Source organism: Actinomadura viridis, from assembly GCF_015751755.1.
GTDB classification, from domain to species: Bacteria; Actinomycetota; Actinomycetes; order Streptosporangiales; family Streptosporangiaceae; genus Spirillospora; species Spirillospora viridis.
The window spans coordinates 2,840,879-2,854,696 of the sequence record NZ_JADOUA010000001.1; the positions used below are offsets into that span (position 1 = coordinate 2,840,879).

At 74.5% G+C, this 13,818-nt stretch carries 16 protein-coding genes; 10 read left to right on the plus strand and 6 right to left on the minus strand.

The window, feature by feature from the left end; translation table 11 throughout:
* The first annotated feature begins 110 nt into the window (after positions 1-110).
* Positions 111-713, plus strand: coding sequence for a hypothetical protein (locus IW256_RS12725; RefSeq protein WP_307828873.1), 603 nt, complete (start codon positions 111-113; stop codon positions 711-713).
* On the opposite strand, the gene ybaK is transcribed toward IW256_RS12725, so the two are convergent.
* On the minus strand, positions 597-1,094 hold the full coding sequence (gene ybaK, locus IW256_RS12730) for a Cys-tRNA(Pro) deacylase (protein WP_197011158.1): 498 nt from the start codon (positions 1,092-1,094) through the stop codon (positions 597-599). The genes IW256_RS12725 and ybaK overlap by 117 nt on opposite strands.
* Positions 1,095-1,160: 66 nt before the next feature.
* Complete coding sequence (locus IW256_RS12735) at positions 1,161-1,823, minus strand: LON peptidase substrate-binding domain-containing protein (RefSeq protein WP_197011159.1); 663 nt, start codon at positions 1,821-1,823, stop codon at positions 1,161-1,163.
* A gap of 173 nt (positions 1,824-1,996) precedes the next feature.
* Between IW256_RS12735 and IW256_RS12740 the strand changes: the two genes are divergently transcribed.
* The 9 genes from IW256_RS12740 (at position 1,997) to hisF (ending at position 8,684) form a co-directional block, all read left to right on the plus strand.
* Positions 1,997-2,815, plus strand: coding sequence for a PhzF family phenazine biosynthesis protein (locus tag IW256_RS12740; RefSeq protein WP_197011160.1), 819 nt, complete (start codon positions 1,997-1,999; stop codon positions 2,813-2,815).
* Between the two features lie 74 nt (positions 2,816-2,889).
* A complete protein-coding gene (gene hisD / locus IW256_RS12745; protein WP_197011161.1) occupies positions 2,890-4,218 on the plus strand; it encodes a histidinol dehydrogenase in 1,329 nt (442 codons plus the stop codon).
* Entirely contained in the window at positions 4,215-5,303 is a 1,089-nt protein-coding gene (locus IW256_RS12750) for a histidinol-phosphate transaminase (RefSeq protein ID WP_197011162.1), read from the plus strand. The genes hisD and IW256_RS12750 overlap by 4 nt, the downstream gene beginning before the upstream one ends.
* Positions 5,300-5,893, plus strand: coding sequence for an imidazoleglycerol-phosphate dehydratase HisB (hisB, locus tag IW256_RS12755; RefSeq protein ID WP_197011163.1), 594 nt, complete (start codon positions 5,300-5,302; stop codon positions 5,891-5,893). Before IW256_RS12750 ends, hisB begins: the two co-directional genes overlap by 4 nt.
* Before the next feature lie 2 nt (positions 5,894-5,895).
* Complete coding sequence (locus IW256_RS12760; protein WP_197011164.1) at positions 5,896-6,066, plus strand: hypothetical protein; 171 nt, start codon at positions 5,896-5,898, stop codon at positions 6,064-6,066.
* Entirely contained in the window at positions 6,063-6,704 is a 642-nt protein-coding gene (gene hisH / locus IW256_RS12765; RefSeq protein ID WP_197011165.1) for an imidazole glycerol phosphate synthase subunit HisH, read from the plus strand. Before IW256_RS12760 ends, hisH begins: the two co-directional genes overlap by 4 nt.
* Positions 6,705-6,756: 52 nt before the next feature.
* On the plus strand, positions 6,757-7,476 hold the full coding sequence (priA, locus tag IW256_RS12770) for a bifunctional 1-(5-phosphoribosyl)-5-((5-phosphoribosylamino)methylideneamino)imidazole-4-carboxamide isomerase/phosphoribosylanthranilate isomerase PriA (protein ID WP_197011166.1): 720 nt from the start codon (positions 6,757-6,759) through the stop codon (positions 7,474-7,476).
* Complete coding sequence (locus tag IW256_RS12775; protein WP_197011167.1) at positions 7,473-7,859, plus strand: RidA family protein; 387 nt, start codon at positions 7,473-7,475, stop codon at positions 7,857-7,859. Before priA ends, IW256_RS12775 begins: the two co-directional genes overlap by 4 nt.
* Before the next feature lie 60 nt (positions 7,860-7,919).
* A complete protein-coding gene (hisF, locus tag IW256_RS12780; protein ID WP_197011168.1) occupies positions 7,920-8,684 on the plus strand; it encodes an imidazole glycerol phosphate synthase subunit HisF in 765 nt (254 codons plus the stop codon).
* Positions 8,685-8,792: 108 nt separating this feature from the next.
* Here the strand turns inward: hisF and IW256_RS12785 are convergent, their stop codons facing one another.
* From IW256_RS12785 to IW256_RS12800, 4 genes are all read right to left on the minus strand, one after another.
* The gene (locus IW256_RS12785) at positions 8,793-10,520 is read right to left on the minus strand and encodes a CocE/NonD family hydrolase (protein WP_197011169.1); all 1,728 of its coding nucleotides are present in this window, start codon (positions 10,518-10,520) and stop codon (positions 8,793-8,795) included.
* A 287-nt stretch (positions 10,521-10,807) separates the two neighbouring features.
* Positions 10,808-12,022: a winged helix DNA-binding domain-containing protein gene (locus tag IW256_RS12790; protein WP_231403756.1), complete on the minus strand. Its 1,215-nt coding sequence runs from the start codon at positions 12,020-12,022 to the stop codon at positions 10,808-10,810.
* 34 nt (positions 12,023-12,056) lie between these two features.
* Complete coding sequence (locus tag IW256_RS12795; RefSeq protein WP_197011170.1) at positions 12,057-12,392, minus strand: hypothetical protein; 336 nt, start codon at positions 12,390-12,392, stop codon at positions 12,057-12,059.
* Between the two features lie 91 nt (positions 12,393-12,483).
* The gene (locus IW256_RS12800) at positions 12,484-13,734 is read right to left on the minus strand and encodes a hypothetical protein (RefSeq protein ID WP_307828874.1); all 1,251 of its coding nucleotides are present in this window, start codon (positions 13,732-13,734) and stop codon (positions 12,484-12,486) included.
* Between the last annotated feature and the right edge of the window lie 84 nt (positions 13,735-13,818).

Below are 13,818 nucleotides of genomic sequence, written 5' to 3' on the forward strand. Positions count from 1 at the left end.
GGAATCGGGCCGCTCGGCGGCGTGAACGGGGCACTGATCGGTTGTCGATCGGCTGACCTGGGCAGGCTAGGCTCTTGCTGTCCCGGGCAACCGTCAAAGGAGCGTACGCAGTGCGGCGACCGACCGTGAGGGCCTTGCGGACCTGGGCGGTCACCACCCTGATCATCGCACTCCTGGGGATCCCCGCCGGGCTGTTGTGGGCGGAGATCTCCCCGAAGGTGACCTACATCGTCATCCGGGGACAGGCTTTGCTGGCCGATCCGGAGGGGCAGGCGCCGATCGGGACCGACGGCCGGTTCGCGCTCATCGCCCTGGTCGCGGGCCTGTGCTGCGGGATCGCCGCCTACCTCGCCGGCGGGCGCGGCAACGACCTGCCGCTGATCTTCGGCCTGGCGGCGGGCGGGCTGGCGGCCTCCCTGATCGCCTGGCGGCTCGGCCACCAGCTGGGGCTGGACGCCTTCCAGCGCGCGGTGCGCCGGGCACCCGACGGCCGTACCGTCGCCGGCGTGGCCGAGCTGCGCGCGACGGGCCTGCTGGTCTTCTGGCCGGTCCTGGCGGTCGCCGCCTACGCCGTCCTGGAGCTGCTGGTCAAACGGCTACCCGCGGGCGATCCCGGCGGTACCGGCCCCGGTGAGCCGGACCAGGTCGGCGGGGTCGAGCTCGATCTGCAGGCCGCGCCGGCCGGCCGAGACGTAGACCGTCGCGAAGGCTGAGACCGACGCGTCGATCACCGTGGGCAGCCGCCTGCGCTGCCCGAGCGGGCTGATCCCGCCCACCACGTACCCGGTGGCGCGCTCGGCGTCCCGCGGCTCGGCCATCCGCGCCTTCTTGCCCCCCGCGGCCGAGGCCAGGGCCTTCAGGTCCAGCGACGCCGACACCGGGACGACCGCGACGGTGAGCCTCCCGTCCACCTCGGCCAGCAGCGTCTTGAACAGCCGCTCGTGCGGGACCCCCAGGGCGTCGGCCGCGGCCTGCCCGTAGGACTCGGCGGCGGGATCGGCCTCGTACCGGTGCAGGGTGAACTCGATCCCGGCCCTGGTCGCCTCGGCCGTGGCCGGGGTGCCCGTGCCGCCCTTGGGCTTGGCTGCGCTCATGGGCCCCAGTCTGCCCGTGCCGATCACCCCGCGCCCACGCCTTTTCCGCCCGCCCGGGGCGGCGGGCTAGTTGAGCCCCACTCCGGTTTCCAGGAACGGGCCCGCGGGGACGGTCGAGAACGTGCCGAGGAGGCGGTTCTCGCGCAGCAGCAGCTCGCGTTCGGCGCGCAGCCGCAGCGTGGCGTCCTCGGCCTCCAGGAGCCGCTGCTTGTCCGGGCCGTCCAGGACCACCGCCGACGCGATCAGATAGGACAGCCGCAGCGGGTCCCCGGGCAGGTCGAGCGGCTCGGCGGTCTCCGCGCCCACGGCGGCGAGGCGCTGCCGGTACCGCTCGAACAGCGGGCGGACCAGCTCCGCCATCGGGCCGGCCGCCGCGCCCGGTTCCTCGGGCAGCATCTCCACCTCGGCGCGCAGGTACGGGAGCGTGCGGTCCAGCTCCTTGACCCGGAACCGGCCGCCGCCCACGGTGACGATGTCGTACCGCCCGTCGGGACGCGCGTGCGCGCCGTGCACCTCGGCCACGCAGCCGACCTCGGCCGGCCGCGGCCCGCCGGGCCCGGCCGCGTCGTGCCCCGGCTCGGCGGCGACGATCCCCAGGCGGCGGGGCTCGGGGCGTTCGAGCAGGTCGCGCATCAGCAGCCGGTAGCGCTCCTCGAACACGTGCAGCGGGAGCACCAGCCCCGGGAACAGGACCGTGCCCAGCGGGAACAACGGAATCCGCTCGGTCACCGCATCCCCTCGCCTCCCCGTCCGGCGCCGCTCGCGCCGGGCGTTCGCGGTCAGGGTACGTCCGGCCCGACGATCTTGAGGCGGTGAAATTCTCACAGTCTGAAGGGCGCGAGGAGGCCACCGCCGCCGATTGGCCGTGTTCGCGCCGGACGGGGGCCGTTAGCGTCGGGTGCATGAGGATGCTCGTCGTCGACGCTTTCACCGACCGCCCCTTCGCGGGCAACCCCGCCGGGGTCTGCCTGCTGGACGCCCCCGCCGACCCCGCCTGGATGCAGCGGGTCGCTGCTGAGATGCGGCACTCGGAGACCGCCTTCCTGCGGCCGGCGGGGGAGGACGGGGCCGATTTCGAGCTGCGCTGGTTCACGCCGGAGACCGAGGTCGCGCTGTGCGGGCACGCCACCCTGGCCGGCGCCCACGCCCTGTACGAGACGGGCGTCGCCCCGGCCGGCCGGCCGATCCGGTTCCGCACCCTGCACAGCGGGGTCCTGACCGTACGGCCCGCGGACGGGGACGGGCTGCTGGAGATGGACTTCCCCGCCTCCCCGGTCGGGCCCGCCGCCGTCCCCGACGGCCTGGAGAAGGCGCTCGGGACCCCGGTGTCCTGGACCGGCTGGACCGGCCGCAACGTCCAGCCGGACCTGCTGGCGGAGGTCTCCGGCGAGGACGCGGTCCGCGGCCTGGCCCCCGACCTCGCGGCGCTCGGCGCGCTGGGCGCCCGCGCGGTGATCGTCACCGCCCGGGCGGACCCGGGCCGCGGGCACGACTTCGTGTCGCGGGTGTTCGCCCCGTCGGTCGGCGTGGACGAGGACCCCGTCACCGGGTCCGCCCACTGCGCCCTCGCGCCCTACTGGTCGGCCAAGCTCGGCCGCGACACGCTGACCGGCTTCCAGGCGTCGGCGCGTGGCGGCCACGTCCGCACGGAGCTGCGCGGTGACCGGGTCGCCCTGTCCGGCGGCGCCGTCACGGTCCTGGACGGTGAGCTCGCCGTGTGAACAGGGGCGCCACGCCCGTCTCGGCAGCCGAGACGATGCGCGGGGGACCGGGGCTTGTTCGTAGACTGGGGCGTGTGATCTCCCGTATCGACCTGCGCGGCTCGCTCCCGGGCGACCTGCGCTCCGTGCTGCCCCGCGCCGAACTCGACGTCGAGGCCGCCCTCGAGAAGGTGCGGCCGATCTGTGAGGACGTGCGCCATCGGGGCGCGGCGGCGGTCCGTGAGCACACCCGGAACTTCGACGGCGTGGAGCTGGACGCCGTGCGCGTCCCGGTACGGGCGGTGCACGAGGCGCTCGCCACGCTCGACCCGGTGCTGCGCGACGCGCTGGAGGAGGCGATCCGCCGCACCCGCCTGGTCCACCGCGACCAGCGCCGTACCGACGTCACCACCCGGGTCGTGCCCGGCGGGACCGTCACCGAGCGCTGGGTGCCGGTGCGGCGGGTGGGCCTGTACGTGCCGGGCGGCCGGGCCGTCTACCCCTCCAGCGTGATCATGAACGTGGTCCCGGCGCAGGAGGCCGGGGTGGAGTCGCTGGCGGTGACGTCCCCGGCCCAGGCGGAGTTCGGCGGCCGGCCGCACCCGTCGATCCTGGCGGCCTGCGCGCTGCTGGGGGTCGAGGAGGTGTACGCGGCGGGCGGCGCCCAGGCGGTCGCGATGTTCGCCCACGGCACCGAGGAGTGCCCCCGCGCCGACCTGGTCACCGGTCCCGGCAACGTCTACGTGGCCGCGGCCAAGCGCCTGCTCAAGGGCGTGATCGGGATCGACTCCGAGGCCGGCCCGACCGAGATCGCCGTCCTGGCCGACGGCACCGCCGACCCGGTGCACGTGGCCGCCGACCTGATCAGCCAGGCCGAGCACGACGTGCTGGCCGCGGCCGTGCTGGTCACCGACTCCCTCGCGCTCGCCGAGGCGGTCGAGACCGAGCTGAAGGCGCAGGTCGCCCGCACCCGGCACACCGAGCGGATCACCGAGGCGCTGGCCGGACGGCAGTCCGGCATCGTCCTCGTGGACGACATGGAGGACGGCCTGGCCGTCGTGGACGCCTACGCCGCCGAGCACCTGGAGATCCACACCGCCGGGGCCCGCGAGCTGGCCGCCCGGGTGCGCAACGCCGGCGCGATCTTCATCGGCCCGTACGCCCCGGTGTCGCTGGGCGACTACCTGGCCGGGTCCAACCACGTGCTGCCCACCGGCGGCTGCGCCTGCCACTCCTCGGGCCTGTCGGTCCAGTCGTTCCTGCGCGGGATCCACGTCGTGGAGTACGACGAGGCCGCCCTCGCCGAGGCCACCCCGCGGGTGGTCACGCTCGCCGAGGCCGAGGACCTGCCCGCGCACGGCGCCGCGCTCAAGGCCCGGTTCGGCTGGGAGATCCCCTCCGCCGAGGGGGACGCCGCCCGATGACCTCCCTCGACGATCTGCCCATCCGCGACGACCTGCGGGGACGCCAGCCGTACGGCGCGCCCCAGCTGGAGGTGCCGGTCGCGCTCAACACCAACGAGAACCCCTACCCGCCGTCGGACCGGCTGGTGAAGGCCCTGGGCGAGGCGGTCGCGGAGGTGGCGGGCTCGCTCAACCGCTACCCCGACCGCGACGCCGTCGCGCTGCGCGAGGACCTGGCCGGGTTCCTCAACGAGGACACCCCGGGCGCGGGACTGACCTCGCGCCAGGTGTGGGCGGCCAACGGCTCCAACGAGGTCCTCCAGCAGATCCTGCAGGCGTTCGGCGGTCCCGGCCGTACCGCGGTGGGCTTCGAGCCGTCCTACTCGATGCACCCGATCATCACCCGGGTCAGCGGCACCCGCTGGGTCGACGCGCACCGCGACGAGGACTTCGGGCTGGAGCCCGCGCGGGCCGTCGCGGCGATCGAGGAGCACGCCCCCGACATCGTGTTCCTCACCTCGCCGAACAACCCGACCGGTACCGCCCTGCCGCTGGAGGCGATCGAGGCGGTGCTGGAGGCCGCCCCCGGGATGGTGGTGGTCGACGAGGCGTACGCCGAGTTCCGCCGGACCGGCACCCCCTCGGCGCTGACGCTGCTGCCCGGCAACCCGCGGCTGATCGTCACCCGGACGATGTCCAAGGCGTTCGCGATGGCCGGGACGCGCCTGGGCTACCTGGCGGCCGACCCGGCCGTGATCGAGGCGCTGCTGCTGGTGCGGCTGCCCTACCACCTGTCGGCGGTCACCCAGGCCGTCGCCCGTACCGCCGTCGCGTACGGCGGGGAGCTGCTGGGAAACGTCGGGCGGCTGCGCCGCGAACGCGACGACCTGGTGGCCTGGCTGCGCGGCGAGGGGTTCGCGGTCGCCGACTCCGACGCCAACTTCGTCCTGTTCGGGCGCTTCCCCGACCGCGAGCGGGTCTGGCGGGCGATGCTCGACCGGGGCGTGCTGATCCGGCAGGTGGGGCCGCCCGAGTGGCTGCGGGTGAGCGTCGGCACGCCCGAGGAGATGGCCGCCTTCCGTACCGCACTTAAGGAGAGCGCATGAGCCGCAAGGGAAGGGTCGAGCGCGGGACCAAGGAGACCCAGGTCCTGGTGGAGATCGACCTGGACGGCACCGGCACGGTCGAGGTGGCCACCGGCGTCGGCTTCTTCGACCACATGCTGGCCCAGCTGGGCAAGCACGGGTCGTTCGACCTCACCGTCAAGACCTCCGGCGACCTGTACATCGACGCCCACCACACGATCGAGGACACCGCGATCGCCCTCGGCCAGGCGTTCCGGCAGGCGCTGGGCGACAAGTCGGGGATCCGGCGGTTCGCCGACGCCTCCATCCCGCTGGACGAGGCGCTGGCGCAGGTCACCGTGGACGTCTCCGGCCGCCCCTACCTGGTGCACTCCGAGCCCGAGGGCATGGCGCCGATGATCGGGCCCGAGTACGACACCACGATGACCCGGCACGTCCTGGAGTCGTTCGTGGCCAACGCCCAGGTCGCCCTGCACGTCCACGTCCCCTACGGCCGCAACGCCCACCACATCGTGGAGGCGCAGTTCAAGGCCCTCGCGCGGGCGCTGCGCGACGCCGTCGCCTTTGACCCGCGGGTGCACGGCATCCCCTCCACCAAGGGGGCGTTGTAGGGATGAACATCGGCGGACTCGACATCTCCTACGGCGACGTGCTGCTGTTCGCCCTGGGGGTGTTCCTGCTGATGGGCGTGATCAGCTTCATCCGGCAGGGCCTCAAGATGGCCGCCGTGGTGGTCTTCGTGCTGATGGCCCTGGCCTTCACCGCGGGGGCGCTGCGACTGTGACCAAGAAGATCGTCATCCTGGACTACGGCTCGGGGAACCTGCGCTCGGCCGAGCGCGCGGTGGCCCGGCACGGCGTGGAGGTGACCGTCACCCCCGACCGGGACGCGGCGCTGGCCGCTGACGGCCTGGTGGTGCCGGGCGTCGGCGCGTTCTCGGCCTGCATGCAGGGCCTGCGCTCGGTGCGCGGCGACCAGATCATCGGCCGCCGGCTGGCCGGGGGCCGCCCCGTCCTGGGCATCTGCGTGGGCATGCAGATCCTCTTCGCCAAGGGCATCGAGCACGGCGTCACCACCGAGGGCTGCGCCGAGTGGCCGGGCACCGTCGACCGGCTGAACGCCCCGGTCGTCCCGCACATGGGCTGGAACACCGTCGACGCGCCCGCCGGGACGCGGCTGTTCCACGGCATCGACCCCGGCACCCGGTTCTACTTCGTGCACTCCTACGCCGCGCGCCGCTGGGAGCTGGAGCCCGACCCGACCGGCCTGATCAGGCCGCCGCTGGTCACCTGGGCCGAGCACGGCGACCGTTTCGTCGCCGCCGTCGAGAACGGCCCGCTGTGCGCGACCCAGTTCCACCCGGAGAAGTCCGGCGACGCCGGCGCCGAACTCCTGCGGAACTGGCTGTCCACCGTCGACTGACCCCGCCCCGACCAGGCGGAACGTTCCCTCACCCACGGATAAGGTCTGTTCCATGACTCTCACGCTCCTTCCCGCCGTCGACGTCGCCGACGGCCAGGCGGTCCGCCTGGTCCAGGGCGAGGCCGGCACCGAGACCTCCTACGGCGCGCCGCTGGAGGCCGCACTGGCCTGGCAGCGGGCGGGAGCCGAGTGGATCCATCTGGTCGACCTGGACGCCGCGTTCGGCCGCGGCTCCAACCGTGCGCTGCTGGCCGAGGTGACCGGGCGGCTGGACGTGAAGGTGGAGCTGTCGGGCGGCATCCGCGACGACGCGTCCCTGGAGGCGGCCCTGGCCACCGGATGCGCCCGGGTCAACATCGGCACCGCCGCGCTGGAGAACCCCGAGTGGTGCCGCGAGATCATCGACGCGCACGGGGACCGGATCGCGGTGGGGCTGGACGTGCGCGGCACCACGCTGGCCGCCCGCGGCTGGACCCGCGAGGGCGGCGACCTGTGGGAGGTCCTGGACCGCCTGGAGAAGGACGGCTGCCCCCGGTACGTGGTCACCGACGTGACCAAGGACGGCACGCTGCGCGGCCCCAACACCGAGCTGCTGCGCGAGGTCTGCTCCCGTACCGACAAGCCGGTGGTGGCGTCCGGCGGCGTGTCCTCGCTGGACGACCTGCGCGCCCTGGCCGGGCTGGTCCCCGACGGCGTCGAGGGCGCGATCGTCGGCAAGGCGCTGTACGCGGGCGCCTTCACGCTCGAAGAGGCCCTGGAGGCGGTGAAGTGATCCAGCGCCTCTCCTCCGGCGGCCCCTGGGAGGACGAGATCGGCTACTCCCGCGCGGTGATGGCCGGTGACCTGGCGATGGTCTCGGGGTGCACGGCCACGGTCGACGGCCAGGTCGTCCACGAGGACGACCCCTACGAGCAGACCCGGACCGCGTTCCAGATCGCCCTGTGGTCGCTGGAACGCCTGGGCCTGGACAGCGACGCCGTGGTCCGCACCCGGATGTACATCACCCGGGCCGCCGACTCGGCCGAGGTCGGCCGGGCGCACGCGAGCCTGTTCAAGGACGTCCGCCCGGCGGCGAGCATGCTGGTGGTGGCCGGGCTGATCGACCCGCGGATGCTGGTCGAGGTCGAGGTCGAGGCGTATCGGGGGACCTCATGAGCGGGGACCCCATGAGCTCGTACCTCATGAGCGGGGGGACACCATGAGCGGGGGGACACCATGAGCACCGTGGCGGTACGGGTGATCCCGTGCCTGGACGTGGACGCCGGGCGCGTCGTCAAGGGCGTGAACTTCCAGAACCTGCGGGACGCGGGCGACCCGGTGGAGCTGGCCCGCCGGTACGACGCCGAGGGCGCCGACGAGCTGACGTTCCTGGACATCACGGCCTCCAGCGGGGATCGTTCCACCACCTACGACGTGGTCCGGCGCACGGCCGAGCAGGTGTTCATCCCGCTCACCGTCGGCGGCGGCGTGCGCACCGTCGAGGACGTGGACCGGCTGCTGAGGGCGGGGGCGGACAAGGTCTCGATCAACACCGCGGCCATCGCCCGGCCCGAGTTCCTCCGGGAGGCGGCGCACCGCTTCGGCTCCCAGTGCGTGGTGCTGTCGGTGGACGCCCGCCGCGCCGAGGGCACGCCGTCGGGGTTCGAGGTGACCACCCACGGGGGCCGCAAGGGCACCGGGATCGACGCGATCGAGTGGGCGCGGCGGGGCGCGGAGCTGGGAGTGGGGGAGATCCTGCTCAACTCCATGGACGCCGACGGCACCAAGGGCGGGTTCGACCTGGAGATGCTCCGCCGGGTGCGGGAGACGGTGTCGGTGCCGGTCATCGCCAGCGGTGGCGCGGGCGCGCTGGAGCACTTCCCGCCCGCCGTCGCCGCCGGAGCGGACGCGGTGCTGGCCGCCAGCGTCTTCCACTTCGGTGAGCTGTCCATCCCCGAGGTCAAGGACACCCTGCGCGCCGCGGGTCACCCCGTCCGCTGACCGCCGCGCGCTGACCGTGGCGCCCTGACCGTGGCGCCCTGACCGCCGCGCCCTGACCGCCGCGCCCTGACCGTCGCGCCCTGGCCGCCGCCGTCCGTGACCGGCCGGTCAGGCGCCGACGTACGGGCCGTCCTCGCCGCCGGGCGCGACGGCCTCCGGGGGCCGTTCCACGACGGGCAGCAGGAGCGCCGACGGGTGGTCGGGGTCGTGGAAGACCTCCTGGTGGGCGGGCACGGACGTCCGGGCGGTGGCCAGCGGCTCGCCGGTGCCCGGGTTGACCGCGACCTTCGGGTAGGCGCCGCTGGTCACGTGCACCCGGACGCGGTGGCCGCGGCGGAACCGGTGGCCGGTGGGCCACAGGTCGATGGCCACCCGCCGCACCCCGTCGGTGCCGACGGGCTTGTCGGCGGCGGGCCGGCCCGGGTCCAGGCGCAGGCCGCCCTCGCACACGTTGCGGGACGTGCCGTCGGGTCCCACGTCGCACAGCCGGACGATGAAGTCGGTGTGCTCGCGGTCGGACCGGACGAACAGGTCCGCCATGACGGGGCCGATGACGTCCAGGTCCTCCTTCAGGACCGGTGAGGAGAAGACCAGGACGTCCGGGCGCTTCTCCAGGGGGCGGTTGTCCACCGGCCTGGAGTTGCCCAGCAGGGACGGGCCGCCCAGGGCGGGCGTGGGGTGCGTGGGCTCGAACCGGTAGGCGCTGGCGGGGGCGGTCTGCGGGCCGTCCTGCCCCAGCCCGCCGCCCGCGTGCAGGTGCCAGCGTTCCTGCCGCATTCCGGGCGGCGGCCAGTCGTCGTAGTCACGCCACTCGCGGGCCCCGGTGAGGTAGACCCGCACCGGGGCGGGGCGCAGCCCGGAGAAGTCGCCGTGCAGGTGCGCCCGGAACCACGCCAGCGAATCGCGGAAGGACACCAGCCCGTGGCGGGCGTCGGTGTGCCACCACGGGCCGATGGTGAGGTAGGGGCGCTGCCCGGCCGCTCTCAGCGCGAGGTAGTCCTTGACCTGCCACGGCAGGAACACGTCGTACCACCCGCCGAGGAGGGAGACGGGCGCGGCGACCTCGCCCACCGTCCCGCTGAAGTCGCGCTTGAGCCAGTAGGCGGAGCCCGGGTCGTGGTGGGCGGCCAGCAGGTCCTGGTAGAAGCGCATGGGGGCGCCCCCGGTGAGCACGTCCAGCTCCGACAGGGGCCGCCCGGTGCGCGCCGCCCGGACCGCGCGGCGCCGCGACACCAGCGGGGCGGTGAGCATCCCGAACGGCGCCTGCTGCTGGCGATGCGTGAGGGTGGTCCAGCTCAGCGTGGACTCCAGTGCGAACGAGCCGCCCACGTACGCCGCGTCCCGGAACGAGGAGGCCGTGATCTGCAGGGACATCGCCCTGAGCTCCGGCCCCGCCTCGGCGGCCAGCGCCCACGCCGAGTAGCCCAGGTAGCTGGCCCCGTACATGGCGAACGACCCGCCGAACCACGGCTGCTCCCTCAGCCACTCGACGGTGGCGAGGCCGTCGTCGCGCTCGCAGCCCAGGGGGTCGAACTCGCCCTCCGACCCGAACGTCCCGCGCGCGCTCTGCACGACGAGCTGGAAACCGAACGGCACCAGCGGAAGGCCGTTGAGGAAGGAGGCGGGGCCGCGCCTGCCGTAGGGCGTCCGTACCAGGATGGTGGGCGGCGGACGCCGTACCCCGGCGGGCACGTAGCGGTCGGCGAGCAGCGTCGCACCGTCGCGCATCGTGACGCGCAGGTCGCGTTCCACATGAAAGCGGCGGAACGCCGCGGCGCGGGGGAGCCGCAGGGGGGCCGCCGGCAACCGGTCCCGCAAGCTGTCCCTGATGGCCATGCTGCCTCCAGTCCGCCGTACGACCCCGGCGGGGGCGGGTGTCCGTCGGCCGGTTCGGGACTACACCTACTACTTGGTAACGTTACCTCGCGCGCGTCCCGCGACACCCCCGCCCGAGGCCGCGGCGGGCCGCGGGAGGGCCGGGAACCCTTGTGCCGCCGGGCCTGGACGCGATCGCCGATCCGTCCCGTGAACCGCGCCCGCCCGCCATCGCCCGGTCAACGGGATCCCATGCGAGGGAAAAGGCGGGCGCGCCGGTGCCGGGCCGCCGTCGCGCCCGGCCGGTCTCAGGACGACAGCTCGCGCTCCAGGGGCGTGCGGAAGCGCGGGGTGACGCGCACGTCGCCGCACCACCGGCCGATCCGGCCGGCCTCCGCCTCGATCGCCGCCTCCGCCTCGGCGCCCACGTCCTCCAGCAGCCGCAGCGCGATCTCGCCGTCGCCGCGCTGCGCCCAGCCGCCCACGACGCGTCCCTCCCACCACACGGTCGGGCCGATGTTGCCGGAGCGGTCGAACAACCGCGGCGCGTGCTCCCCCAGGAACCAGCCGCGCTCCTGCCAGCCCATCGGCGTGGGGTCCAGGGCGGGCAGCAGCGCCGCGCCCGTCCCCTCCGGGCCGCCCGCCGGGTCGAGATCGTCGGCGAGCAGCAGCCCGGTCGCGTTGCCGGCGCGCTCGTCGGGCAGCTCCACCTCGGCCACGTCCAGCGGGGCCAGGGCCTTCCTCACCTCGCCCATCGACCAGCCCGTCCACCACTTGAGGTCGGTGACGGGGGCGGGGCCGAACGCGCGGAGCCAGCGGGCGGCCAGCTCGGTGCGCGCCGGGCCGGCCGGCATCGCGGGGAGCGGGCCGGGCAGCCACGTCTCGACGGGGGACCACTGGTACTGGCTGCTGATCCACGACCCGTTGGGGCGCCCCCGGACGATGCGTCCCTGGCAGCCCAGGCTCACCAGGACCCAGGTGGTGATGCCGGTGGGGCGGGAGTAGGACTTGCCCGGCGCGGTGTCGACCTTGGTGCGCAGCCGGGGCTCCTCCGCGCTGAGCTGCGCGCCGGTGGCGAGGCCGCGCGCCAGCAGCACCCGGTGGGTGGCCTCTTCCACGTCCGCGAGCCAGGCGTCGACGCCGCCCGCGTCCGCGCCGACCCCCGCCCGCTCCAGGTGGCGGGCGTAGGTGCGGCGCTGCCGGACGGCCAGCGCGTCGGCGCAGGACGCCTGCAGCGCGGGGACCAGCTCGACCGGGACGACGAACATCGTCCGGCGCATGGCCAGCATCCGCAGCAGCGTCCGGTCCTCGTAGAGGGCGGCCTCGACGTCGGTGTGCGCCGCCGTCAGGCTGCGCGCGGCCACCGACAGGAACACCGTGGCCGGGTCGGTGGCGTGCAGGGCGACCAGGGAGCCGGCGATGCCCGCCACCGAGTCGGTGCGGGCGGTGGCGGCCAGCCGGTGCCGGACCGCCAGCCGCGCCCGCCGCTCGGCCACCCCGATCGAACGCATGGTCGAACGCATGGCCGAAGCCTAGCGCCCCGGCGGCGTCCGCGGGTCAGCCGCCGCCGTTGGAGATCTTGACGACGACGTTCTCCTGGGTGACCGACTGGACCGAGACGTTGAAGCCCTCGGCCTGCTCGCCCTCACCCGCCGGCACGGTGATCTGCTGCCCGCCGATCCTCATGGTGACGTTCTGGCCCTGGACGCTCACCAGCTCGGCCTTCACGCCGAGGATGGACGCGCTGGCCTCGACGCCGCGGTCGAAGGTCACGGTGCACGCGTTGACCGTGCAGTCGGTCTGGGCGTTCTCGCTGCTGCACGCCGCGAGCGCGCCCAGGGGCAGCAGGAGCAGCGGAAGCACGGCCAGTTTCCGGCCCACAGGGGAGATCATGGCTGTGAGTCTAGACGGCGGCCCGTTCCCGGCCCCCCTCCCGCGGGTGGAACCTCGCGGGACGGAAGTAGTACCACGCGGTGATGGGCCGCTACATGAGGCGGCCTGCGGCGGTGGCGCGGACGCCCGGTTCCTCGGCGTCGTCATGATGCAGCCGTTGCAGGCGGATGCGGGTCTCGGAGGTGACGGGGGCGGTCCGGGCGGCGACCTGCCGGACGCCTTCCTCGCAGTCCCACAGCCCTTCGACGGTGTAGGCCTCGGCGGTGTGGGGGGCGGTACGGGTCAACGCGGTCAGTACACGGGGGCGCAGGTAGGCGTAGGTCGACTCGGTCCAGGCGGTCTTCAGCAGCGGCACGGCCTCGCCGGCGCGGAGCCTGCCCAGGCCCTCGATGGGGCCGGCGGCGTCACCCCAGTCGCGGCGGTCGAGCGCGCCGTGCAGCTCGTTCATCAGCAGGGGGATGTCCTGGCGGGTGCCGTAGCGGGCGAGGATGCGCAGGCCGATGTCCGCGCAGCCGCCCCGGGCCACGGCCCAGGACCGGGCGCGCGGCAGCGCCTCGGGCCCGTACTCGCGCAACGCCCGGCACAGCGCCCCGCCCCATCTGCTCGGCCGCTGGGGGAGGAGCTCCTCGGCGAGGTCGAGCAGTCCGGGGGCGCGCCGCCGGCTCAGCTCGAAGATCGCCGCGACCGCGCCGTCGTCGCGGCGCCGGGCCATGTCCAGCAGCTCGGCCTCGGTCCGCTCGGACGGGCCGGCCGCCGAGCCGCCGGGCCGCCGCGGCCGGCCGCTCTCCCGGCGCCGGGCCAGCGCCTCGGCGATGCGCGGCTGGCGGGCCGCCCAGCTCTCGATCACCGGGTTGGCGGGGTCCGTCACCAGGCAGGAGAGCGTGGCCTCGTCGCACCGCGCGGCCACCAGGGAGTCCAGGCCCGCGGCCAGCACGGGGTCGCGCAGCTCGGCCAGGGCGTCCAGCGCATCGAACCAGTGGGTGCCCTCCTCGACGTACCGCCGTAGCGGGCCGGCGGCCTCCCGGCGGCTCAGCCGGACCAGCTCGGTGAGCACCCCGATCGCGAGCAGCACCCGCCACTCGTCGCCGTCCCCCTGGTCGGCCGGGTCGAACAGGTGCTCGGCGACCGGGCCGACCGGCAGCTCGAGATCGACCATCAGGCGGGCGTAATAGAGGGCGCGGCTCTCGGCCTGCGGATCCCAGCGCGGATCGCGCCGTATGCAGTCGAAGACGTACTCGCCGGCTCCCGGCTTGTCGGCCGCGCGCCGCGCCGCCCTGCCCAGACCTCGCTGCAGCTGCCCGTGCAGCGTGCCCGCTGATTGCATCACGACCTCGTTGTTCACCACAGCAGAATGCGCACTCGACCAGATATCGGGCAAGTGCTTTAGCCCTGTCCGGCCGGTCCGCACGCCCGCGGACGCGCGGCC

Coding starts and splice junctions, on each gene's coding strand:
- ybaK (WP_197011158.1), bottom strand. CDS start 1,094: ATGAGCGCAGCCAAGCCCAAGGGCGGCACGGGCACCCCGGCCACGGCC.
- IW256_RS12740 (WP_197011160.1), top strand. CDS start 1,997: ATGAGGATGCTCGTCGTCGACGCTTTCACCGACCGCCCCTTCGCGGGC.
- IW256_RS12750 (WP_197011162.1), top strand. CDS start 4,215: ATGACCTCCCTCGACGATCTGCCCATCCGCGACGACCTGCGGGGACGC.
- hisB (WP_197011163.1), top strand. CDS start 5,300: ATGAGCCGCAAGGGAAGGGTCGAGCGCGGGACCAAGGAGACCCAGGTC.
- IW256_RS12760 (WP_197011164.1), top strand. CDS start 5,896: ATGAACATCGGCGGACTCGACATCTCCTACGGCGACGTGCTGCTGTTC.
- priA (WP_197011166.1), top strand. CDS start 6,757: ATGACTCTCACGCTCCTTCCCGCCGTCGACGTCGCCGACGGCCAGGCG.
- hisF (WP_197011168.1), top strand. CDS start 7,920: ATGAGCACCGTGGCGGTACGGGTGATCCCGTGCCTGGACGTGGACGCC.
- IW256_RS12785 (WP_197011169.1), bottom strand. CDS start 10,520: ATGGCCATCAGGGACAGCTTGCGGGACCGGTTGCCGGCGGCCCCCCTG.
- IW256_RS12790 (WP_231403756.1), bottom strand. CDS start 12,022: ATGCGTTCGACCATGCGTTCGATCGGGGTGGCCGAGCGGCGGGCGCGG.
- IW256_RS12795 (WP_197011170.1), bottom strand. CDS start 12,392: ATGATCTCCCCTGTGGGCCGGAAACTGGCCGTGCTTCCGCTGCTCCTG.